Source organism: Mycobacterium marinum (genome assembly GCF_003391395.1).
Classification (GTDB): Bacteria; Actinomycetota; Actinomycetes; order Mycobacteriales; family Mycobacteriaceae; genus Mycobacterium; species Mycobacterium marinum.
Genome location: NZ_CP024190.1, coordinates 3,971,793 through 3,996,440 on the forward strand (window position 1 = coordinate 3,971,793; position 24,648 = coordinate 3,996,440).

The following is a 24,648-nucleotide window of genomic DNA, read 5'->3' on the forward strand; positions in this document are numbered from 1 at the left end:
GCCCGTTTCGCCGCGAGCAGACGGCCACCTGCTACAGGCCCAGCGCCAGGGCGGCCGCTGTGGCCACCTGTCCACGCAGGTCCGAAATCGGTGTGCTGCCCCGCAGATGAATTGCGTTCGAGAGCAGAACCACATAGCTGTCGGAACCCGGGTCTATCCACAGCGAGGTTCCGGTGAAACCGGTGCCACCGAAGCTGCCGATAGGAAAGACCACGCCCCGCGGCGCGGAATATGGCGTGTCGATATCCCAGCCGAACCCAAACAGGGTTTGCCCGCTGATCGCCGGATAGCGCGGAGCCAGCATCGGATCTGTTCGGTTCGGCCGGTGCGCAAGCGCTTCTCGCGCGGCGGCGTTCGCGGCGTCCAGTTGCGCCATGTCATGTCCGGGCTGCTGCGGGGTCGTCATCAACTCGCACGTCGCCCGTTTCAGTGGAAATGTGCTGGGGCGGCCCGCAAGACGATCGAGCAGGGCCTGCGCGAAGCTGCTGACATCGTGCGCCGTGGAGAACACCCCGGCGTGCCCGGCCACTCCCCCCATGCGGCGCGCTGTGGGGTCATGCACCGTGCCCCGAAGCAGCCGGTTGAAATTGGGGTTCTGGCTTGGATCGGCACCGCTCTCCTCATCGAGTGCGGTTGGCGCGATATGCGACAGCAGGGCGGTGTCCCAGGTACCCGCAGGGCAGGGCGCCCGCGGGCGCCCTGCCGGCGCGGGAGCCCACCCGATCGCGGCTCCTCTCACGCTATGTGGACCGCAGGCTTTGGCCGCAGGAAGAAAGTCGCTGTCTTGCATGCCGATTGGGGCGAATACGTGTTGCGCAACGTAGCCGTCTTCGGTCTCACCAGCGATTTTCTCGAGCAGCGCGCCCAACAAAATGTAGTTGATGTCGGAGTATCGGAACTCCCGCCCTGGCGGCGACTGCAGCGGCGTGCTCAGCGCACGGTGAATGCCTTCCGCTCGGTCTGCGGCGTCCAGTCCCCATGCATCTTGCAGGCCGACATCTACCGGTTCGCCGGAGGTCTGTGTCAGCAACATGCGGACCGTCACTTGGGCACGCTGTGGGTCGTTCGCGGGGTTGAAGCCGGGCAAATGGTTCTGCACCGGATCGTCGAACCCAACCTTGCCCTGTTCGTATAGCTGCATGATTGCCGTCGCCGTCGCGAGGCATTTTGTCAACGACGCGATGTCGAAGATCGTGTCTTCGGTCATCGGCTCCGCGGGTGCCGACACCCCATCGAGCCCCTGTTCACCTGCGAGTTTGCGGGAGCCATAGGCCTGGTGGAAGACAATCTTGCCGCCGTGGCCGACCACGACGACGGCTCCCGGTAGCCGCTCGGCCGCAATGGCGTCGTTGATCAGCCGAGAGACGGGCGCGAAGGCAGCCAGGCCAGCCGCATCCACGGCGGGCATGGTGGGCCTCGGGCTCTCCTGTACCGGTGCGGGTGCGGCCTGCGATGGCGCTGGGGGTGTCGGCTGGTGGGGTGCACATGCCGCAACGAGGGTGAGCAAACTAGTTCCAACGGCGATGGCCTTGCGCACTTTTCGCGCAGGCGGCAACCCGGCCGGACGTTCTGGCCGGGTCCGGCGAGAAGGCGAGCCGCTGTCGATGCTTACCTGCGTCAGCGTAGTGACTCCGAACCGATGATCGTGCGGCGCGCGATTGTTGCCCGCCGACCCCGGATATCGTCGGCTGTGTGTGATCATCGGGCGAGTGTGCAGGCAACGCTGATAGCTCATCACCGGCCGACGCTTTTCGGGCAGCCTGTTGCCTTACTCGTTGAAATGATCGCGGCTGCAGTCCTGCTCGGCAGTGCGCCGTGGCGCCCGCACCTTTCGGTGCGAGTGCTTACCCGGTGACTGCCGCCGACCTCGGCGCAACCTGGCACCCGGATTGGCCGATCGGACCGACGCGGTTACGCCGAATCGAGTTCAACCACATCGGTTTTGACGCCGCGTTCCATCGTCGCGAACTGATCGTGCACGAAGATCTGGCGGTGGAGGTCATCACGATCTTCAAGCGGCTCTACCGACTGCGCTTTCCCATCGAGAACATTCGCAGGGGCGACCACTATCAGTGGCCGCCGATGATCAGCTATCGACGCAGGACAATGCGTCAACCCTCAATTGCCGGGCCATCACGGGACCCGGCCAATCGTCTCCACACGCCTTCGGCAATCGAGCAAAGACCTACATCGACGCGGCGGGAGTATTCCAACCGAAGAACGAGCCGGCGTGTCCGGATCGCGGCCGCAGCGACGCCGGACTCCCACCCAAGGGCGATCCGGCTGTGCCTGCCTTCGCCGATCACGGCTGGCGGTGGGGTGGTGCCTGGACAACTCCTATCGGCTACCAACACTTCGAGCGGCGATTCCAGCGAGACATCGTTGTCGGCGCACGGCTTCGGTGGTCGGCCTCGCGGGCGGACTCGTGCGCCGGCGGTGGCCAGCCCTTGATGTGTCTCATCACCTTTGCCCAAATCAGGAAACGCTAGAACCCAGACCGCTAGCATCAGGGGTGTTGACGATCGCCCCGGCTAACGGCGGGCGGTGTGGTGTGGTTTCCGGCCGGATGGGGTGATCGACTATGTCATTTGTGGTGACGGCACCGCAGCTGTTGGAGGCTGCGGCCGCGCAGCTGGCCGGTATCGGTTCGAGTATCAGTACAGCCAGTGCTACCGCGGCGAGCCCGACCGCAATGCTGGTGGGCGCATTGGGCGCCGATGAGATCTCGGCGGCTGTGGCGGTGATGTTTGGTAACCACGCGCAGGCCTATCAGGCGGTCAGCGCGCAGGCAGCGGCGTTTCATGACCGGTTTGTCCAAGCGTTGACCGCGAGCGCGGAGTCATATGCCGGGGCTGAAGCCGCAAGCGCCGCGGTGTTGCAGACAGTGGGCCAGGACCTGGTCAACGTGGTCAATAGACCCACGCAGGCGTTATTGGGTCGCCCACTGATCGGCAACGGCTCCGATGCAGCCTCGGGCAGCGGGGCCAACGGCGGCGCGGGGGGCATCTTGTACGGCAACGGCGGCGCGGGCGGGTCCGGAGCACCCGGTCACGCCGGCGGCCGTGGCGGTAACGCCGGGCTGATCGGCACCGGCGGGGCCGGCGGGTCCGGCGGAAGCTCGACAAGCGGAGCTGGTGGGGCCGGCGGGGCCGGTGGCAGCGGCGGATGGCTGTGGGGCGCCGGCGGGACCGGCGGCGACGGTGGCGCAGGCTCGACCGTCGCAGGTGCCGGCGGACACGGAGGCACCGCCGGCTTGATCGGCACCGGCGGCGGCGGTGGCGCCGGCGCGGCTGGCGGCACCGGGGGGGCCGGCGGAGCGGGCGGGGCCGGCGGGTTGATGTGGGGCCACGGCGGGTCCGGCGGAGCGGGAGGCGATGGCGGGGCCGGCTCGGTCGGAGCGACCGGGGGTGCCGGCCAAGACGGCACCACCGGCGCGACGGGCGGCGCAGGTGGGACCGGCGGTGCGGGCGGCCGGGGTGGACTGGTGTACGGCGACGGCGGTCGCGGCGGCGATGGCGGCCTAGGCGGGACGGGCGGCACCGGCGGGGTCGGTGGTGATGGTGCGCTCGCCGACAGCGCCGGTGGTCGCGGCGGCGATGCCGGAAACGGTGGAGTCGGCGGGGTCGGCGGAGCCGGTGGTCGGGGCGGGTCCGGCGGCCACGGCGGAGTGTTCGGCGCCTCCGGTGACCAGGGGGCCGGCGGGGCCGGCGGCAACGGCGGTGACGGCGGTGTAGCGGGCACAGGTGGGGCCGGCGGCGCCGGCGATGCCAGCCACCCCGATGGCGGAGTGGGCGGCGATGGCGGTGACCCCGGCGCCGGCGGGGCCGGCGGTATCGGCGGCCGCGGCTCCAGCACCGGCGCCAACGGCAGTTTCGGGTCCACACCCACCACCACTGCCGGCAATGGCGGCAAAGGCGGCAACGGCTACACCCCCACCACACCCGGCGCTGACGGCGGCGCCGGCGGAACGGGTGGCAGCGGCGGCCTCTACGGCAACGGCGGTGATGGCGGGGCCGGCGGCAACGGGGCTACCGGCGCGCCCGGAGTCAACCCCACCCCCAACCCGGTGACCAGCCACGCCGATCCCGGTGCGGCCGGCACCACCGACAACGGCGGCGACGGCAACGGCGAAACCGGCAGCAACGGCACCACCGCCGGGGAGCAAGGAGGCACCGGCGGCGCCGGCTTCAACAGCGGGATCATCGACGACAATCCCTTCGGCGGCAATGGCGGCAACGGTGGGACCGGCGGGCCGGGCACCCTCGGCGGCGACGGCGGTAGAGGCGGATTTGGTCCGCTGGTCGGCGGCTGGGGCGGCAACGGTGGCGATGGCGGCGCCGACGGCGGGGCCGGCGGCAACGGAGGCAACGGCGGGCACTCGAGTGGCTCCGGCGGCATTTTCGGCACCGCCGGCAACGGCGGCAACGGCGGCAACGGAGGCAACGGCGGCGGGGCCGGTGGCAACGGCGGCAATGGCGGCTCGCTCACCACCAACGACAACGCCAACGCCGGCACTGGCGGCAACGGCGGCAACGGCGGCACCGGGGCCACCGGCAGCATCGGCGGCAACGGCGGCGCCGGCGGCGCTGGTGGGACCGGCGGTCTGTATGGCAACGGCGGCACCGGCGGCAGCGGCGGCAGCGGCGGCACTGGTGGCACCGGAGCCACCGGCGGCACCGGCGGCAACGGCGGCACCGGCGGCGACTCTTTCGACAATCCCAATGCGCCCGGCAATGGCGGCACCGGCGGCACCGGCGGCACCGGCGGCACCGGCGGCCCCGGCGGCAACGGCGGCAACGGCGGGGCCGCGGGCGCGGGCGGCACCTATGGCCAGTCGGGCATGGTCGGTGCAGGGGGTGACGCCGGCTCCGGTGGCGACGGCGGTGGCGGCGGCGCCGGTGGCGACGGCGGCGACGGTGGCACCTCCTTCGACATGGATGACAATCCCGTTCCGCCCTCCGGCACCGCCGGCCAACCCGGCGCCACGGGCGGTACCGGTGCCAACGGCCAGTCCGGCCAGGCCGGACTGAACGGTGGCAGCGCCGGCACGAGCGGGCCCGCTATCCCTTGAGAGGCACGACCGCGTCAGCGCGGCGAGCCGAGCTCCATGTAACTGGTTGACACGCCGGACATGTCGGGGCCAGGCTGAATGAGTCGAATCTGTATCCCCGTGTCAGAGGGCGGAAAGATGTCGAGCTACCGCGTCGGCTTACTCGTACCCAGCTCGAACACGACAATGGAAGCCGAGGTTCCTGAAGTGCTGCGCGCCAACGGCAGCACAACCGGTGATCGTTTTACCTTCCATGCCAGTCGCATGCGAATGAAAAAGGTTGATCCACAAGAGCTCATGGCGATGAACGCCAGCGCGGAACGCGCGACGACCGAGCTCGCCGACGCTGCCGTGGATGTGATGGCCTACGCCTGTCTGGTCGCCGTGATGGCCGCCGGACCCAACGCACACCGCACAATCGAAGAGCGCTTGACAAAGGTTGCCTCTCAATCCGGCGGGACCGTCGAGGTGATCTCCAGCGCCGGCGCTCTGGTCGAGGGCATCCGGGAACTGGGCGCCAAGAAGATCGCGATGGTTGCGCCCTACATGAAACCTCTTACGTCGCAGGTGGTCGACTACATCGAAGCCGAGGGCATCGAGGTAATGGATGTGATCAGCCTCGAGGTAGAGGACAACCGTGCGGTGGGACGCCTGGACCCGATGCGCCTGCCGCACATCGCCCATCGGCTCGACACCCACGACGCCGACGCCGTCGTGTTGTCGGCATGCGTCCAAATGCCCTCCCTGGCAGCGATTCCCGCCGCTGAGGCGATGCTGGGCTTGCCGGTGATCTCGGCGGCAACCGCGACGTCGTGGAAGATACTGCGGTCCTTGGGTGTTGCGCCAGTCGCCGCCGATGCGGGCGCCCTGTTCGACGGCGGCGCGAGGGGTGAACAACCTGCGCTCCGGGGCTGATCCCCGGGACCGCGGCGGCGGGTCGCCGCCGGAACCGGCGTCCCGTTCGTCTGCGCCGACTCGACTACGCCGGCAACACGATCCCGGCGGTCGGCCCGAGGAAGATCGCCTGGCCGCCGGGGGCGACGTAGCCACCGGTGGGTCCGTAGATGCCGTAGATCGGGTTTAGCGGGTCGGCACCGGCCCAGATGTCGTTGATCCACCCCGAGGACAACGTGTACACGGCCTGGGTGGCGCCGGGCGGGGAGAACCCGGTCAGCAGCTGGGCGGCGAAGTCGATGAGGGGATTTCCGCCCAGCATCGAGTCGACGTGTGAGCCGTTGACAATCTCGACCCCGGTGAACTGGCCTGGGTACAGACTGACCAGTTGATTCGTGGTGGCACCGAACGCATTCCACGGCTGCGGTGGTGCTGCCACCACATAGATGGGAACATTCGCCGCCTGCAGGTTGGCTACCGCAGCCCCGAAGGCCGAGGCATTCGACGCGACCCCGTCGAACATCACCACACCCTGTAGGTGGTTGGTGGCCGCCCCAAGGTTCGCCAGGTAGCTGCCTGCCGCGATCGAGGCCAGCCCACCGCCGGCGGAGTGCCCGGACAAGATGAAGTCCTGCGGCAACGTGCCCAGGTAGCCGGCCTGGTTCGCGCTGATGTTCAGCGCCGTCTGACTGCCCAGGAACAACGAGCCCACGCCCTGCTGCATCTGCGCACCGCCGATCCACATGCCGAACGGCAACGGAATCGAAGGCACGGTGGGAACCACCACGATGCTGTTGGTCTGCTGCGCCAGCTGCATGGCCAGCGGCTGGTAGAACCAGCCGATCGCCCCGAAGCCGTGCTGTAGGTAGATGACGCCGTTGGCGTTGACCGAACCGTCGGCCTGCGTCGGGAAGTACCAGTGTGCGGGGGCGGGGAAGTTGAATTGCGGAATCGTGATGCCCAGGAATTCCGACGGGCCGATCGGAATCTGCAGGAACGAGAACCCCGACTTGACCCCGGTCGCCCCGGTAGCCGGAGCGGCGAGCGCCTCGGCGGCGGCGTAGTTCACCGCCCCGCCCAGGCCTGCCTGGTTGGTGCCCGAGGTGAGCAGCGAGCTGGCCTCGGTGGCCCCGGTGCTCGCGGCCGCGACGGAACCGTTGCCGAACAGCGGACGCCCGATGAGCCGCTCAATGGGTGCGAAAACCCCGAGGCTCTCCGCCTCTTGCAGCAACGCCCGCAACGGCGACACGTTCGCGGCCTCGGCGGCCGCATAGGCGGCCCCGGCCTCGCTCAACGCGCGCTCAAACTGGGCCTGAAACCGCGTCGCTTGCGCACTCAGCGTCTGAAACTCGTCAGCGTAGCTGCCGAAAAGCCGCGCGATGGCCGTGGACACCTCGTCTGCCGCCGCGGAGATGATCCCCGTCGTCGAGGGTGCCGCCGCCGCGGCCGCCCCCTTGACCGCCGCCTCGATACCGGCCAGCTCCCCCGACGCTACGGAAAAAGCATCGGGCGCTGCGATCACGTATTTCGACATCGGCGGCTCCCATACCCGGTAGTCCAACAACCTCAGGACCGCTACAGAATGTTAGCCGGGTTGGCGGTCCGGGGTGGTCAGAACGATCGCAGACGCACGAACAGGCGTTCGGCGATTTCCCCGATCCTGTCCAGGGCGCGATTCGACGCTGCCACAGGTTCGAAACGACTATCCGAGCGGCCCCGGCGCCGGGACTGCCGAACCGGCCGGTCTCACACCTAGCCGCAGGGACTTACGGCTGGCACAGCAAGGGCCCTTAGGCCCTCGTCGACCGCGGTCGTCGCGAGGGAGCATCCGGGGTACGGACCCTTGAGCGCCCTGCCCCGATGGACGATCACACGGTGGCCCGGATCTCGGATGGGAGCTCGGCGATGACCAAACCGATTCCGCCACTGGATCTTTCCTGGCTGCTGCTCGAGTCGCCGGCCGGCACCACACACGTCGGCGCGATGTTGCTGTTCAAGAAGCCGTTCGGCCGAGATCCCGTGGACGAGATCGTGGCCGCCTACCGAGGGTGCTCACCCACGCCGCCGTTCAACTATGTCCCGGAACTGCTGGTCCGGGGCGCGCCCCATTTCCGGGAGGTGGCGAACTGGGACCCGCACTACCACGTTGGGCACCTGGCGTTGCCCGCCGGCGCCGGCTACGACGATCTGCTGCGCCTGGTTGCCGATCTACACGAACCACAACTCGACCGGCACCGGCCGCTGTTTCGGTGTTGGGTGATCGATGGTGTGCCGGACGACATGTTCGCGATCTACACGAAGACGCACCATTCGATCATCGATGGCGAATCCGGCCTCAAGCGGCTCTACGAGGGACTGAGCACCTCCGACCGCGACACCATCCCCAAGCCCGCATTCGCACTCGATGCGCCCGTCCCCGAACCGCACCCGCCCACGCCGCTGGCCGAGAAGGTCGCCCACTCGATCCGCGGGGCAGTCACCGAGTTCACGGCGCTGAACCAGGTCGCTGTCGGCGCGGCGCGCAAGGTGCTTTCCGGTCTGCTGGGATCCCACCTCGAGGGCAGTCTGCCGTTCGTCGCGCAGCACGCCCCCACCAACGCACCGCTGGAAATCGGTCGACGGTTCGCAACACTGTCGCTGCCGCTTGCCGAGATGCGCGAAATCGGCCATCACTTCGGGGCCACCCTCAACGACGTCGCCGCCAGCGTCATCGACGGCGGACTGCACGCATACCTGCGCGAGACCGAGCGCGAGTTCGCCCATCCTTTCATCGCGATGTGTCCGGTCTCGCTGCGCGCCGACGACGACACCACGATCGGAACACGGGTGTCGGCGATCTTCGTGCGGCTCGGCCAGCCGCGGGCGAGCATGCCAGAACGGATCGGGCAAGTAATGAACTCGGTGGCCACCGCCAAAAAAGAACTCGGCGCCATGTCGAAGGAAGCGGCCATGACCTACGCGGTCGGACTCGTCGCGCTCGCCGGCGTGGGCGCCTCCACCCATCTCGATCGCATCGCACACCCGGCGTGCAACCTGGTCATCTCCAACGTCGCAGGCGCCTCAGACATCCGATACCTCAACGGAGCCCGACTCCTCGGCATCTACCCGGTCTCCGCGCTCGCCGCCGCCATCGGGCTCAACGCCACGCTGGCCTCCTACCACGACAATATGGACTTCGGGTTCATCGCCAACGCCGCGGCCATCGAGGATCCGACACGACTGGCCGACCTGACGTTGCGAGCCTACGAGGAGTTGCGCGACGCGGCGGGGATAGCCGCGGGGAGGTCACAGCGCACTTCTCGGTGAGCGGGTGCTGTTGGCCACATCCGCACCGGGTCGACTTCGTGTTTCTCGGCGGCGCCTATACCGTGTTGCTCTACGATGCACGTCGCCCCACCTACGACATCGACATCACCCCGCTAATGCGATGGGGAATCTCCAAAAGAGTGTCGGAAGCATGCCTTATGGGCTACAAATTGGGCGGTACGCGGCACGTTAGAAGAGTCGGGTGATGTGCAGAACAGTTAGGTTGAGAGCGTAATCAATTGGACGCCAGGGAATTCGGTCGATATCGGTTGTTCGAGCTCATCGGACAGGGCGCTGCAGGCACGGTATATAAGGCGCACGACACCGTTATGGGACGCGATGTGGCGATCAAAATCTTGCCTGCCGATCGGGCCAACGAGCCGGGTTTTCGCGCGAGGTTCAGCCGGGAAGCTCTCATCGCGGCTCGGTTGACCGACCCGCACATCATCCCCGTCCACGACACCGGCGAAATTGACGGCCAGTTGTACCTGGTAATGCCGATCATCAACGGGGTTGACCTCGAGGTCGCGCTCCAGCGCGACGGTCCCATGACTCCGGCGCGAGCCGTTCGAATGGTCGAACAGATCGCAGCCGCTCTGGATGCGGCCCACACCCATGGGCTGGTGCACCGGGACGTCAAACCATCCAACGCCTTGATGACCGATCAAGGATTCGTCTACCTGATCGATTTCGGCCTGGCCCAGGACGGTACCGGCGCCAAATTGACCGCCGAGAGCCGCACCGCCGGAACGTGGGCATACATGGCCCCCGAACGAATGATGAGCGACGTCATCGATGCCCGCGCCGACGTCTATTCGTTGACATGTTTGCTCTATGAATGCCTTACCGGCGAAATGCCATTCCCTGGTGACCGGGTAGCACTGCAAATGACGGCGCATCTCGCCACGCCCCCGCCGAAGCCGAGTGAGCGCCGGTCCGCCGTGCCCGCGGGATTCGACGATGTCATTGCCCGTGGCATGGCGAAACAACCCGACGATCGCTACCCCAGCGCTGGTGAACTCGCGATGGCGGCAGCTGCCGCACTGGCGACGCCGCCGGGCGGGCAGACCACCACGGCCGGACACCGCATCCAGGTTGCTACGCAGACCCCCAAGCTCGTCGACTCGCCATCGCCTAGAGACACCGCGCCCCTTGGACTCGAGGACATCCCGCGCGCCGGCATGGGCGCCGCGTCGTTCCCCTGGCCACCGCCGTCGCAACCGGACCGACCGCCGTACCTCGGATGGGAACCCTTCCAGCCGGTCGACGCGGGCGTCTTTTTCGGTCGGGACGCCGAGGTGGCGCGGGCGATGGACGCCCTGCGCGGAATGCGTGCGAGCGACGAGACGCTGTTCGTGGTGCTGGGCGCGTCCGGAGCCGGCAAGTCGTGTTTTCTGCGTGCGGGAATCGTGCCCCGGCTGCAAAGACAGGCAAGCAAGTATCTCGTCCTCGACATTGTCCGCCCCGAGCTCAAGGCGCTCACCGGCGCCTGCGGGCTGGCACAGGCGATCTGCACCACGCGGCAACGCCTCGGCCTGGCACAGCCGCCGCTGGGCGACATCAAGGAAGCGTGCGCGAGCGGCGACGTGGCCCGGCTGCGGACGTGGCTGCTGGAGTGCCGTACGGCCGCCAACCGGCAACCGGCAACCGGGGCTGCCGATGACACCCCGGTGACCCTGGTGTTGCCGCTGGATCAGGCCGAAGAGCTGTTCACCAGCGACGCCGGCGTGGAGGCCGCCGGGTTGTTGGCGCTCATCCGGGATCTGGCTCTCGGCACGAACGGCCAGGACAGGCTGCCATTGATTGTGGCAGCGACGATCCGCACCGACCGCTACGAGCTGATGCAGACCGCTCCACAGCTTGCCGGGCTGCAGACCAAGCAGTTCGACCTTCGGCCGATGGACGCAACCCAGTTCAACAGGGTGATCACCGGACCTGCGCAGCGTTCGACGGACGGCGGACGCCCGCTGTACCTCGACGAGGAACTGGTGCGCCACCTGCTCGCCGACGCCACCGGCGGCGCAGACACGCTGCCGCTGCTGTCACTGACGCTGGCATGGCTGTACCGCGACTACGGGTCGACGGGCCGGCTCACTCTCGAGCCTTACGCCAAGCGGGGCGGAATCGATGGCGTCGTGCAAGCCGAGATCCACGAGATTCTGTCCTCGGATCCCGACGAGCGGGCCCAGCAACTCAAATTGCTGCGCGCGGCGTTCATCCCGTGGCTGGCCACCATCAATCCCGACAACGACCAGCCGATGCGCCGCTTGGCACGCTGGGCCGACCTGCCCGATGACAGCCGCCCGCTGCTAGAGCGGTTCCTGGCCCGCCGGTTGCTGATCAAAGACCTACGCGACGGAGAGGTCATCGTCGAGGTCGCCTTGGAGAGTCTGCTGCGCCAATGGGGCGATCTCTCGGGCTGGCTGGCGGACGAGGTCGAAGACCTCAAGGCGGCCGACGCGCTGGAACGCAGCGCCGCCGAGTGGGAGAAAAAGCGGCGCGACGAAGCCTGGCTGCTGCGCGGATCCCAGCTGGCCGCAGCCGAAAACCTAGCCGCCAAGACCGGATTCCGCGAGCGCCTCAACCAAACCCACGACTACCTGCTGGCCTCCCGGCACTGCGAAAACGAACGAGCCGAGCTCGAGAAGCAACGCCAGCGGGCCGAACTCGAGGCCGCCAAGAAACTCGCGGCCGCCGAAACCCAAGCGCGCGAGCAGGCTCAAGAGAGCGCCGCCGCCCTACGACAGCGGTCTCGCGTCCTGCGCGCGGTAATCGCCGCAACGTCCGTCATCGCCGTTATCGCCGTGGTAGGCGCCGCCACCGCGGTGATCATGTTCAACCGCGCCACCCGTCAAGCCCGCGACGCACTGGCCGCCCAACTCGATGCGCAGGCCTCGTTGGTGTTCTCCGGGACCATCGCGGAGAGCGATATTCGCGCGCTCGCCGCCACCCTGGCGGCACGACAGTTGCGTTCCAACCCAGCCGCCAGCCGCGGCGCGTTCTACACGGCCACCGCGGCGCTGAACACCACTCGCATCATCATCCCCACGCAAGCACCCGTTAACACCGTTGCGATAAGTCCCGACGGGCACACCCTGGCTTCCGGCGGCGAGAACGGCAACATCCAGCTGTGGAACCTCACCGACCCCGCACACCCAGGCCCCCTAGGCCCGCCCCTGCAGGGCCACAGCGCCGGTGTGGTCAGCATCGCGTTCAGCCCCGACGGACACACCCTGGCCTCCGGCAGCGACGACGGCACCATCCGACTGTGGAACCTCACCGACCCCGCACACCCAGGCCCCCTGGACCCACCCCTGGAAGACCACAGCGCCGGTGTCGCCGAGGTCGCATTCAGCCCCGACGGACACACCCTGGCCTCCGGCAGCCACGACGGCACCATCCGGCTGTGGAACCTCACCGACCCGGCACACCCGCGACGGCTCGGCCAACCCCTCCAAAGCCACACGGGCAGCGTCGCCAGCATCGCGTTCAACCCCGACGGACACACCCTGGCCTCCGGCAGCCACGACGGCACCATCCAGCTATGGAACCTCACCGACCCCGCACACCCAGGCCCCCTAGGCCCACCCCTGGAAGGCCATAGCGCCAGTGTCGCCGGCGTCGCGTTCAGCCCCGACGGACACACCCTGGCCTCCGGCAGCGACGACGGCACCATCCGGCTGTGGAACCTCACCGACCCCGCACACCCAGGCCCCCTGGGCCCACCCCTGCAGGGCCACAGCGCCGGTGTGGCCAGCGTGGCGTTCGGTCCCGACGGAAACACCCTGGCCTCCGGCAGCGTCGACGACACGGTGCGACTATGGGACGTCACAGATCCAGCGCAGCCCGGTCCGTTGGGTCAACCTCTTACCGGCCACCACGGAACCGTATGGAGCATCGCGTTCGGGCCCGACGGACACACCCTGACCACCGGAAGCCACGACGGCACCATCCGGTTGTGGAACCTCAATACTGTGCTGCCCGTTCGGGGACATACCGGCCCCGTGCGCAGTGCGGTGTTCAGCCCTGACGTGCAGACGCTGGCCTCCGGCAGCGACGACGCCACCATCGCGCTGTGGGATCTGACCAATCCAGGACACCCGCGACAACTCGGCCAACCCCTGCGCGGCCACACCGACACCGTGCAAAGCCTCGCCTTCAGCCCCGACGGACACACCCTGGCCTCCGGCAGCGACGACGCCACCATCGCGCTATGGGATCTGACCGACCCAGCCGACCCGCGACAACTCGGCCAACCCCTGCGCGGCCACACCGGCACCGTGCAAAGCCTCGCCTTCAGCCCCGACGGACACACCCTGGCCTCCGGCAGCGACGACACCACCATCGCGCTATGGGATCTGACCAATCCAGGACACCCGCGACAACTCGGCAAACCCCTGCGCGGCCACACTCGCACCGTGCAAAGCCTCGCCTTCAGCCCCGACGGACACACCCTGGCGTCCAGCAGCGACGACACCACCATCGCGCTGTGGGATCTGACCGACCCAGCCCACGCGCAACAGCTCGGCAAACCCTTGTATGGCTACAGCAGCGCCGTTCTCGGCGTGGCCTTCAGCCCTGACGGCCGCTTGCTCGCTTCCGGCAGCGGCGACGACACCGTCGTGCTGTGGAACCTCACCGACCCGACGCACCCGAGCCCGCTGGGGCACCCCCTGCACGGACATAGTGGATACGTGAATCGGGTGGCGTTCAGCCCCGACGGTCATACGCTAGCGTCGGGCAGTTCTGACCACACCGTGCAGCTCTGGGACCTCACCAATCTGACCCCTGCCGGGCTAGGCCAACCCCTGCGGGGCCACACCGACAGCGTCCTTGGTGTGGCGTTCAGCCCCGACGGGCACACCTTGGTGTCCAGCAGCGCCGACGCTACGGTGCGGGTCTGGCCCACGCCCCTGGATGCCACCGTCACGGTTCTGTGTTCGAAACTCACATCCAACATCAGCCGCCATGATTGGCGCGAATGGATATCGCCCGATGTCGACTACATTGCCCTCTGCCCCAACTTGCCCGTTCCACGGTAGAGCCCGCTCGGCGCGCCCCCACCAACGCAGCATTGGGAATCGGTCGGCGGTTCGCAACACTGGCGCTGCCGCTTGCCGAGATGCGCGAGATCGGCCGTCACTTCATCGCGATGTGTCCGGTCTCGCTGCGCGCCGACGACGACACCACGATCGGAACACGGGTGTCGGCGATCTTCGTGCGGCTCGGCCAGCCGCGGGCGAGCATGCCAGAACGGATCGGGCAAGTAATGAACTCGGTGGCCACCGCCAAAAAAGAACTCGGCGCCATGTCGAAGGAAGCGGCCATGACCTACGCGGTCGGACTCATCGCGCTCGCCGGCGTGGGCGCCTCCACCCGACAAGGGATTCCTCGGCGACCTCGCGAAGCTGGACAAGCCCGTCGTCAAGCGGGTCACCGAGGTCTTCGACGAGTTCGATGCCGCCACCCACAGCGGGCTACATCCGGAAAAGATCAACAACGCCCGCAACCTCCGGTTCGCAGCCAGACTCGACTCATCGCGCCATTCCTCCAAGCAGACTCAGCGCCGCCCGCCGCGAAAGGTCTTCGTGGAAGCGTCCATTGCGGTACGAACGAAGGCACCCATAACATGACGTCTCTTCACCGCAATCGCAGTCCGTCACCCGTTTGACCGCCGATTCGAGGACGACACCGATATTCTCGGCGATCTTCTTCGCGGCGCCGGCCCCGCCCGGGACCGTGTCAAACAGGACGATGCTGCGGCGGTGGTCTGCACTCCAAGACAGCGCTCCATCGATGTCGTCACGGCTGATCTCTAACGCGTAGGAGGCGCCCTCCAAGATTGCATACAGCGACGACAGCCAGTTCGCGTCCTGGTCACGGCGGTACGAAACGCCGTCAAAAGTGAATTCCGCAACGTCGGATTGGTATCGATGACCGAGCGAGATCCTTTCCAACGGCCCGTCACAGTCCCCGCCGTTGGCAGGTCGCTGGTGCTTCCGCCGGGGACTCCCCCGCTCGGCGGAGCGCGCCCAACCACACCAATCGCACATCTGGAATCCTTCACCTGTCCCGTCCGAAACGACGGCAAGCCAAGCGCGAACGCCAGCACGCGCGGTCACTTTCAATCCATTATGCCCAGACCAGTGATACACACCGACGTCATTGCCCGGAGTCTCGACATAGCTCCCACCGTGCCAACGGCGTTCCGGAGGCGCGCTACCGACGTCGCGCGTATCGCTGGCTGCGATGAAACCGAACTCGGGAATGATCAGGGTGCCGATTGCCCCGAATGGATCGCCACAGCTGGGGCATACATCTGCCGGATCGAGATCATCCCCGCGTTGGAATCGACCGCATGCTTGGCAGATTCGGTACTTGTGGCGTACCAGCTCTTTGCCAGGGCGCTTCTTCAGGCCCGCCGAAGTCCAGACTTTGCCTCCGGCAACGACTTCGTTTCCAGGCGCGTAGTCGTAGATCGCCAGGCTGAGATCTCTTGCAAGCTCCAGTTGGCGTCCGACTGGATCCGCCGCGTTGAGCGTACTGAGCTCGACGGTGTCGACCGGAAAACCGTACTTAGGCAGTATATTTCGATTGGCAAGATACCCCAGCAACTCACGACCTGTGATCGTTCGCAAGGTGTCCTGGAGTCGCTTGCTCAATCCGAATTTTCGTTCCTTGACGGATTCATCAATGCGCTCTTCGATGTCGGCAATATCCTTTGTGAGCTCCCCTTCCGTCGACTCCAGTAGCTCAATCAGGGGCCCAACCCAGCTGCCGTCAGAGACACCTATCGCCGCTTGAACACTCTGCGGAAGGGCGGTGCGTAGTGCCTCCTCCACCGTTGCGGGGACAGGTGTCAGGTAATCACGCACTCGACTGGCGGGCGATAGACTGCCACCTGGTGTTCCCGAGAAGAACTGGCCTGCCGTCTTCCATTTCTCGCTGCGCTGCTCGAAGCAATGCCTGAAATACGAAGCCAGTGCAATAGAGTGCGCATGACGACGAGCGATTCGCACATTGTCGATCGGCACCCAGGGAATACGCATACGGCCCGCAATCATTGCGTTCGGTTGCTGATACTGCGCCAAGTCATGTGCAGACCGGTTGGCGTAAGTTACAACCAATGCCGCAGAAGCTGCTCGGCGTCCGGCACGGCCGGCACGCTGGACATAGTTAGCAGTCTTCGGAGGCATGTTGCGCATGACCACCGACTGGAGCTCGCCGACGTCGACACCAAGTTCGAATGTCGTGGAGCACGACAGAACATTCACTTTCCCTGCGACGAAGTCGCGTTGGATAGCGGCTGCGGCCTTGGCATCCCATTGCGCGGTGTGCTCGCGGGCACTCAGCGGCGCGGTATTCATAGTTTGGTACAACACGCGGTAGTGATTAGTGTCGTCCTGGGGTGCCGGCAGTTCAAAGGGCTTGAGCCTGCCAATGCATCGGCTGTTAGCACAGATGCCGCGTACCGAGAACGCCGTGAGCAACCGGCAGGTATCGCATCGGAACCACTGACGATCCGCGCCGTTACCGACAGAAAACCTGCTGTGATCTAGCTGGTATACCTGCCCGTGCACCCGATCGGATTCGGCGACCAGAAACCCGCCAGACTCAAGTGCCTTCCAGCAGCCGTCCAAGATCCGGTCGGGGGGTGTGTCGTTTGACAGTTCCGCGAGTACTTTTCGGAGGAAGATCATCCGGCTATTGGTCGTTCCCGCACCGCTGGGCTTCCAGCTGATGATTTGTTTGGCCCGATCAGATCCAGTGGACCGCATCCGTACCCGGGTGTTGCGGGGCGCAAATCGCTCGTCCTTCACGTTGACGCGGTCGAGCACCGTGACAGCGCCCTGAAGCCGCACTGTCTTGACGAGTTCGTTCAGCAGCGCCCACCCTTCGTCTTCGGTCAATCCCAGTGACGTGAACCCGCGCATCGGTATGGCACTACCCTGACGCAGCGCCACCCTCATGAGGCCAAGACCTTCCAGTGACTGACGAGTCTCTAGCGTCATCAGCTCACCGGAAATCCACTGATTCACCGATTGGGTAATCTCGATGTTGCCCAAATTGTGCTCGAAATGTCCTGCTGTTTGCGCCTTCTCGCGGGTCAGTATTGCCAAGTCACGGACAGTGAGCTCGCCCCCCGCTGCCGCAGGGTCGCGAAGAGCCTGGGTGATGTAACGCCGTTCGAGCATGCGAGTGTACGTGCGGTCCAGGTACGGCGCCGCGAAGGCTGCCGCCTGACGCGAGTCAGAGAACATCAGCAACTTGCGTCCGGCGCCCACCTGTTCTCCGGCCTGGTCCTCAGCCTGGGGAAGCTGTTGATAAAGAGCCGTGGTGACAACCGCGGGCGCGGCATTCACATCCGTTCGGAGTCGTCGAATTCCTAGTCGTGACTGCGCCCCACACTCGGTACAACGAGTCATGATTCGAGTCGACCGGGGATGCTCGCGCACCATCAACAGCCGCCCGCCGAGACAGTTTGACGACGCACATGCCATAGCTGCAGCATCGGTGAGCAGGCCGCAGCCGGTACACAGGCGTCTAGTCGTGGGACCAGACTTCGACGATTTGGCGTCGTCTTCGGCGAGCGTGATCTCATCCTCGTCGACAAGCACATCGCCCTGCTCATCCGCGAGGACGAGCCAGTTCACCGATGCATCGGCTTTCTTAGCGGGGAAGAAGTACCTTTCGCTAGGGTCGAGCTCACCTGCTAAGTGGACTGCGCCGCAGCGAGTGCAGGTCCCGAACTCAAACACCGCGCGTCCGGTATCAGGGTCCACTTCGTGGCGGGACAGAAAGATGCGCGGTCCATCGTCACTGAAACTGACGAAGGCGCCTTCGGTCGCGCGTACAAAGAGGTGGTACCGAGCCGAAAGTACGGGGTGCCCGGCGTCGTCGTAGACACTGCTTCCGAGCTGGACGAGAGAATCAAGTTTCTCACCCGACTTCCCGTCGCCAGGCCAAAGTTGTTCCCGCAATACTCGGACATCAACAGGCTGCGCGCTGAGTGCATCTTTGAGCTCGATCATGGACTCTTCGTGGCTGAGCGCATCCACCAGACCTACACCAGGCGAGACCATCTCGGCAGGATCGATTTGACCGCTTCGCAGTGCCAGCAACTGCTCGCCCGTCAGGCGCCAGCTCGATTCCGGCAGATGCTTCTTTCGTACTGGCTCGACGAGATCCTGTTTCGTCAGGTCACCCTCGACGTACTCGAACGGAGCGTCGAAGAGATTAGCGGCGAACTCCATTGCTTCGCCACGGGGATCGTTGCGGACGGAACCGGTAAGGGATGCGGAGGTGGCAATACACTGGATGCTCGAATCGGGCGCAACCCGTTGTTGCAGCCGGCGCATCAGCAGCGCCACCTCAGAACCTTGTGCGCCGTCGTAGACGTGCGCTTCATCCATCACGATGAACCGCCATGTTCCTGCGAAGGGGCCGTCAAACAAATCAATGTCCGCCGGGCGCAAGAGCAGATACTCAAGCATCGCATAGTTCGTCAGCAAGAGGTGAGGCGGGCTGCTGCGCATTTCATCACGACTCAGCAGCTCGTTCGGTAAGCGTCTCGTACCCGGATTGCTCTGCAGGAAATCACTTTCCGCCGCACGCGAATCTTCGAGAGTCTCACCCGTATAGCGACCAAACGTGATTTCAGGAACTCCCGCAAGGACCGAACGCAGCCGCTTGAGCTGGTCGTTAGCCAAAGCGTTCATTGGATACAGCAGCAATGCCCTAACCCCGGGCCCCAAAGTTCCTCGCGCTGATTCCTCTAATAGCGAGTTAACGATCGGGACCAGAAAGCTCTCGGTCTTACCGGAGCCAGTTCCGGTGCTGACGACCAAGTTTCGGCCCGCAACGAACTTTCGGATTGCAGATTCCTGATGAACGTAAAGGGGTTGGTCGATTGAAAACGGTTGTCCGTCAACTCTAACGAAGTCTTGGTGGAGCACTTCCTGATCGATGAGTTGGCGGCACGTCGCGCCCGTCTCGTAGGGCGGCGTCATCTCAAGTATCGGCCCTTTCGTCAGCATTGTGGTGGCGTCGATTTCGGCGTCGAATGCCGCAGCGAGCTGTTCGTCGCGCGGGGCAAGAAGCGTCTTGAGATACCGCTTGTAACTACCCTCAATCTGCTTTGCGGTTTCGAGGGGCTCTAGCCGGTCGATCATCTTCCGCCTCCGATGAGATCACCATGACAGTCGTACAAGACCAGAGCTTCAGCGATCAACAAGTCGTTGGCCACCATGGTCGGGCAAAGCTGCGCCAAGCGTGCCCAGTCGGATAGCAGACCGGAGTTCAGGTATTGGCCGCCGATTCTTCGGTGTGCTTCAAGCCTGGCAAGAAACGCTAGCGTCAATGACTGGACCGACATCAGCATCCATGGGTGCTCAGAAGCGTCGATATCTTGCACACGATCGCTACGCATCAGGATGCTTCGGTGCGCCAGCTTGGACACGCGCTTGATGGGGCTGATGACCAAGGAGGTCTGTTGCGCGAAGTTTGGCGACCAGCCCGAGGTCAGCCAATCGGTTCGGCGACAGAACGCCTCATAGACGGCGGCCCGCAGGGTGTCTGGGTGCAGTTGAGCGCGCGGCACCAGTTGAATTTCCCGCAACTTCGCTTCGACTTGATTGCCAGGCACGAAACTCATCGCAAGGACATTCGCGTCGAAGCTAGCATCCTTGATGCAGGCAGTCTTGCCGGTCTTCAGCAACTCGATCAGTCGCTCTCCACCCCTATCTCGCATGTAAGCGAGCGTCTCGGCACGCTCTGCCCGCACCTCTTGGCGACGTTGGTAAAGCGAAGGGAGATCAGCAAGTTCGACCATGCAGCCGAACCAGGGGTGGAAGTGGAGTTTGTTTAATGTCTGTTCAGCCGTGTAGCTGTGGTTGACAAGCTCACTGCGCATCAACATCGCCATTTTCTCACCGGCGGGAATTGTGCTGTTCCCCAGGCACTCCAACGCCTTTCTGAAGTCGTCCGCTAACAGGGTGATTAGGCCAGCGAATCGTTCCGCTTTGCCGTCTGCGTGAAGCTTTGCCAATGCCGCCCAGACTTCCGGGATCGCGCCGACTTCGACGGGTGCGCTACGTCGGCCAACGAGGTACCGAGACAGCTTCACTTGCGCGCTGGTGCCATCCTCGCGCCACCCGAGTTGCTCGACCCGGAACGCAGCATCACCCGGCATCGGCGGTGGATCGATCGAAACCCATGGATCATCAATGAATAGCTGACAACGGAGTTCGCCGGCGTCCACCAGATGGTCAGGAAGAAGTGTCACACCGTCAACCACCGGCAACACTTCTGCCGACCGCCAGGGCGCAGTGGAACTCCAGACATACACAGCCAAATCCTCAAGGGCTGCGATACCGTTGAACACCAGCGTGCAGTCGCGCAAGTGCGCCTCGGAGGCGAGACGACGAGGCTGCGCCGAGAGCACCGTCACTTCGATGTGTCCGCTGTCGGTGCGCAAAGTCGCGACTATCCGTCCGGTGGGATGGTGACGAACGGTGTCAGCGAACTGCTGGATCCGCGACTCGAATACGTCTCCGATGCGTCTGCGTGGGCTGGGATCAACCTGTAGAAGGTCGTTCATGGCGGAGAAATAGCCAAACTCAACGGTCTCGACACCAGGCACGCGAACCGCGACAAACCGGTCCTGAGTGAAATCTTCGGGGTCACACACGTCGGCTGTCATTCGCCATGCTGCGGGAGTTCCGACTTCACCGGTTCGTATTTCGACGTGTGGAGGTTGGAGCACCAGCGCCGCAGAAGCATCCTGGGTCTGTACTTGGACCCTGACCTCAAGGTCGCGCGGGCCAAATTCAACCGGGCCGGCCGGCGATATCGAAACACCATCGGCCACTGTTTGGCCTACACATCGGGTGAGCCCCCCAGCTACCGGAACACGAATCAAGGTGTCGAACTTCGTCTCGATCCCCTCGGCGACAAACACTACGCATCGAGCATCGGCGCCCAAAGGGCCGGTCACCACGATCTCGAAAAGTCCTAGTTGAGGTCCCGCGGCATCATCGAACGGGTCGACGCAGGTTTGGACGTCTTCACCTACCCAGGATTCTTCAGCTATCCACTCGGTGTCACCGACCCGGCGAATGCGCACGATCCAATCTGGGCCGGGGTCCGCCAACGACGGCGGAAGAACGACCCATGGTCGCGCACTATGCACTGACCGTCCATCAGCGGTGAGCACGCCAGCCACGATCGACCCGAGTTCGAAGCTAGGTCTCGCATCCTTACGCACCAATCGCTTAGTGCCAACTGGTAGACCATCTCGACATAGCTGCAATGCGCTCACGTCATCAAGCTCGAGGAAGGCACTACGCCATCCGTGCCATCCGGCAGGGCACCCGACGTCTCGGCACTCAACTGGATTCTTCGTGCGGGCATCGACCAGCTGATAGTCACTCGGCAGGACCGCCCATACACAGTCCTTCAGGCCATCGCGTCTCGGAATCCACCGGCCATTCTTGTCTAAGGTGAGCAGCGGGTCGGACTTCAGAACCAGAGGTACCGCGGAACCCGCCGAGCCCCCGGCATGCGAAATCACAGCTTCGCGGACCGGTGCGGGAACCGCCACCCGGGCAGCCGCAGTCTGGGCATCGCCACCCCATTTGCGAGTATTGTGGACTTCACGGACCTCTCCGTCGAACGACACCCGCCAGGGCTTCTCAGAATCGACCGAGGGCGCGGGAAGCACCAGGACAATCTCATCGTCGTTAACGTCGTAGGCAATTGTGGGGTGTTGGGCGCCGCTGGAGGTCAGACGCTTTCGGTCGAAGTGAAGCGGCGTTTCGCGTAATCGGATTACTAACTCGTCGAGTAGCGCGCTGGGTAACCCAGTGGTCGCGGCGTTCAATTCTGCATTGAGCAGTGTCGGGTCAGCGGTCGTCGCCTCGACGAACTCAATGATCCGGTCGAGGATGTCTGCAGCAAACTCGGCCCCATTGACGAGGAAGTTGCGGACAGGCACATCTAAGGCAGCCGCTCGGTACTCCTTGCCGGGTTCTTCTAGCCACTCCATTACCGCGGCACCTGTTGCGGGGCGCCCTTGGGTGATGTGATCGCTTATTACGACGAGCAAGTCACCCAAGCAATGTACGGGGATGCCAGCATGCAGAGCGAGCGTCATTACGTACTTGCGTGCGCTCTCCTGCTCGATGTCGGGAAACCGTGCAAGCGAAAATTTGTCGAGTAGTTCGGCGACGCTTCGTCTAAGTTCGTTCTCGAAGTCGGCGTCGCGCGACATGCCCAGCTCATCCCAGAAGCTCTCCCAATAGGCGCCGTGGTCATAGGCAAGCGCCGCATGGCCGACGAGGATCATCAGCGTCAGGGCGGGGTATCGCTTGACAACTTTCTTGTGCGTCCACCCACGATCGAGTAACTGCCGTGCAAACAGGCCGTACTTGCTCTGAGCATCCCTGACCTCATCTGCGAAAAAATTGGTTTCGACGACGAGATTCGCTGGCTTCAGGCGTGTCTGCCATTCTAAATCTTTATCAGTCATCCAATCGGCCAGCGACATGACTACCATTCCCACCTCGAAATGCATCTGTTATGCCACTGTAGGATGGGCCACTGACGAAAAGTGTGAGATTGCTAGTCGATGTCTCGCTCGGCATCCGTACGTCGATAGGCACGGAGGTCGGGAGATCTAGCTACCCTTGCTCGCGCACCACACTTCGCAAACATGGCGAGCGCAAGGCCACCTTCGATGGATGCCCTCTACCGCTCAGAGGGCTACTGCGATGGAACAAGCAGGACCTGAGCCCGCGCCCCCGAATCATCGGTGCCGGCCAACTCATCCGCGACAAGCCGCCATGACTTGCCGCACGTAACCCCGCCATCTACCTTCCCGAGGGTGAAACCTGCCGAGCTGCGGCCCTATCTCCCCCTGATGGCAGTCGCTGCCAGCCAGGGGCATCAGCTTGGTGCCGAACTCAACCTCCTGGCGCCGTCCTCGCCAGGGCAGCCGTTTCAACCCACCGCGGCGGTTGACCTGAGCACAGCCGCCCTTTGCACCCGCACCCAAACGACGATCGGCAGGGTCGCGGCTCTGGCCGAGAGCTATCTCCTCAACGAGGCGAGGGCACGGGCGGAGATGGCAACCCTGCCGCAAACGAGGCTGGTGTAGATGTTGCCAACCCTGTCGCAAATCCACGACTGGGACACCGAACATCTCATAACGGCGGCCACCTATTGGAACAAGACCGCCGATCGTTGGGAGGATGTGTTCATACAGATGCGCAACCGGTCCCACACCATTTTGTGGGAGGGTGCCGGCGGCGAAGCACTGCGACAACGCACCGGCGCCGACCTCACAATCGTCAGCGCCAAGGCCGACCAATTGCGCCAAGCTGCCAGGATCGCCCGCGACGGCGCCGGAACCATCGGCACAGCGCAACGCCGAGTCATCTATGCCATCGCCGATGCACGCGATGCTGGCTTCAAAGTCGACGAAGACCTCTCGGTCACCGAACGCCGAACCAGCGGCACCGTCGCACAACATGCAGCTCGCCAAGCCCAAGCGAAAGCAATCGCCGCCGACATTCGGCGACGCGTTACACAACTAATCGAAATCGAACACGAGACAGCCGCCAGAATCATCAACGCAACAGCTGAGATTGCCGAATCCGCCTTCCCAGAACTGTTCCACAACCACGAACCTGGAATCCATGCCGTCGACGAGCACAACTTCAAACAAGACCCGGTACCGGCCCCCTCAACGGGACCGGAGCCCGCCAAAGGCCCAAGCGCCGACGACATCCGCAGAGTGCTCGACAAACTCCCCCAAGGAAACAAACCCGAGATTAGAGAAGTTCGTTCGCAGCAAGATCTTGAGAACCTTTGGAAGTGGGCACAGCAGAACGGAGAGGAAATCCCAAATGGGTACGGCGATCCCGGCAAGGGCATCCGGTACCGACTGCCTGATGGCACCATAGTCGGGCAACGCTGGTCCGCAGGGTCCACTAGCAAGCCCGTTCTCGATTTCGATATTCCGAGCAACGGAGGCTATACGAAGATCCACATCAACGCTCGTGGCGGAGTTCCCGAGATCCCAGCACCAGTCCGGGCCGCGCCAGTCGAGGCGCCACCGGTCCGGGTTCCAGCCGAACCTCCAAGCCTTACGCGCCCACCGACCGAGCCAATGCCCGGCCGCTTCGGGCCAGCTCCACCACTAGCCGGCGGTGGCCTGGTGCCGCCCGAATCCACACCACACCCCGTACACCCGCCGCACAGCCACCACGGCCCCCCAGTGATGGGCAAAGACGAACTAGCTGACCTAGATGAGTTCACCGGAGGATGACACCCGGAAGTACACATGCCACGCGTCGCTAGATAATCGACAGCCTCAAGACACCGCCGAACAATGGAGA

12 protein-coding genes are annotated in these 24,648 nt (G+C 64.7%); 7 read left to right on the top strand and 5 right to left on the bottom strand.

What is annotated here, in order from left to right:
* Positions 1-31 precede the first annotated feature (31 nt).
* Positions 32-1,408 (bottom strand): serine hydrolase domain-containing protein, encoded by a 1,377-nt coding sequence (locus CCUG20998_RS16455; protein WP_036456365.1) that lies wholly within the window; start codon positions 1,406-1,408, stop codon positions 32-34.
* Positions 1,409-2,072: 664 nt separating this feature from the next.
* On the opposite strand from CCUG20998_RS16455, the gene CCUG20998_RS16460 reads away from it, so the two are divergent.
* The 3 genes from CCUG20998_RS16460 (at position 2,073) to CCUG20998_RS16470 (ending at position 5,965) form a co-directional block, all read left to right on the top strand.
* Entirely contained in the window at positions 2,073-2,489 is a 417-nt protein-coding gene (locus tag CCUG20998_RS16460) for a M15 family metallopeptidase (protein ID WP_020730570.1), read from the top strand.
* A 92-nt stretch (positions 2,490-2,581) separates the two neighbouring features.
* Positions 2,582-5,071: a PE family protein gene (locus tag CCUG20998_RS16465; RefSeq protein ID WP_050674581.1), complete on the top strand. Its 2,490-nt coding sequence runs from the start codon at positions 2,582-2,584 to the stop codon at positions 5,069-5,071.
* A 117-nt stretch (positions 5,072-5,188) separates the two neighbouring features.
* On the top strand, positions 5,189-5,965 hold the full coding sequence (locus CCUG20998_RS16470; protein ID WP_036456363.1) for a maleate cis-trans isomerase family protein: 777 nt from the start codon (positions 5,189-5,191) through the stop codon (positions 5,963-5,965).
* 64 nt (positions 5,966-6,029) lie between these two features.
* Here CCUG20998_RS16470 and CCUG20998_RS16475 read toward each other — a convergent pair whose 3' ends face one another.
* Positions 6,030-7,478 (bottom strand): PE domain-containing protein, encoded by a 1,449-nt coding sequence (locus tag CCUG20998_RS16475; protein WP_020730567.1) that lies wholly within the window; start codon positions 7,476-7,478, stop codon positions 6,030-6,032.
* A 371-nt stretch (positions 7,479-7,849) separates the two neighbouring features.
* Here CCUG20998_RS16475 and CCUG20998_RS16480 point away from each other — a divergent pair, with 371 nt between their 5' ends.
* Together CCUG20998_RS16480 and CCUG20998_RS16485 are read left to right on the top strand one after the other, a co-directional pair.
* Positions 7,850-9,250 carry a wax ester/triacylglycerol synthase family O-acyltransferase gene (locus CCUG20998_RS16480; protein WP_036456635.1) on the top strand — a complete coding sequence of 467 codons (1,401 nt, stop codon included), beginning with the start codon at positions 7,850-7,852 and terminating at the stop codon, positions 9,248-9,250.
* Between the two features lie 269 nt (positions 9,251-9,519).
* Positions 9,520-14,292 (top strand): WD40 repeat domain-containing serine/threonine protein kinase, encoded by a 4,773-nt coding sequence (locus tag CCUG20998_RS16485; protein WP_240642858.1) that lies wholly within the window; start codon positions 9,520-9,522, stop codon positions 14,290-14,292.
* A gap of 97 nt (positions 14,293-14,389) precedes the next feature.
* Here CCUG20998_RS16485 and CCUG20998_RS28160 read toward each other — a convergent pair whose 3' ends face one another.
* From CCUG20998_RS28160 to CCUG20998_RS16500, 3 genes are all read right to left on the bottom strand, one after another.
* Entirely contained in the window at positions 14,390-14,578 is a 189-nt protein-coding gene (locus CCUG20998_RS28160) for a hypothetical protein (protein WP_036456360.1), read from the bottom strand.
* A 206-nt stretch (positions 14,579-14,784) separates the two neighbouring features.
* On the bottom strand, positions 14,785-19,422 hold the full coding sequence (locus tag CCUG20998_RS16495) for a DEAD/DEAH box helicase (protein WP_020730564.1): 4,638 nt from the start codon (positions 19,420-19,422) through the stop codon (positions 14,785-14,787).
* A complete protein-coding gene (locus CCUG20998_RS16500) occupies positions 19,419-22,823 on the bottom strand; it encodes a hypothetical protein (RefSeq protein ID WP_231389766.1) in 3,405 nt (1,134 codons plus the stop codon). The genes CCUG20998_RS16495 and CCUG20998_RS16500 overlap by 4 nt, the downstream gene beginning before the upstream one ends.
* A gap of 309 nt (positions 22,824-23,132) precedes the next feature.
* Here CCUG20998_RS16500 and CCUG20998_RS16505 point away from each other — a divergent pair, with 309 nt between their 5' ends.
* On the top strand, positions 23,133-23,405 hold the full coding sequence (locus tag CCUG20998_RS16505) for a hypothetical protein (protein WP_020730562.1): 273 nt from the start codon (positions 23,133-23,135) through the stop codon (positions 23,403-23,405).
* A complete protein-coding gene (locus CCUG20998_RS28570) occupies positions 23,406-24,578 on the top strand; it encodes a hypothetical protein (protein WP_020730561.1) in 1,173 nt (390 codons plus the stop codon).
* Positions 24,579-24,648: the final 70 nt, after the last annotated feature.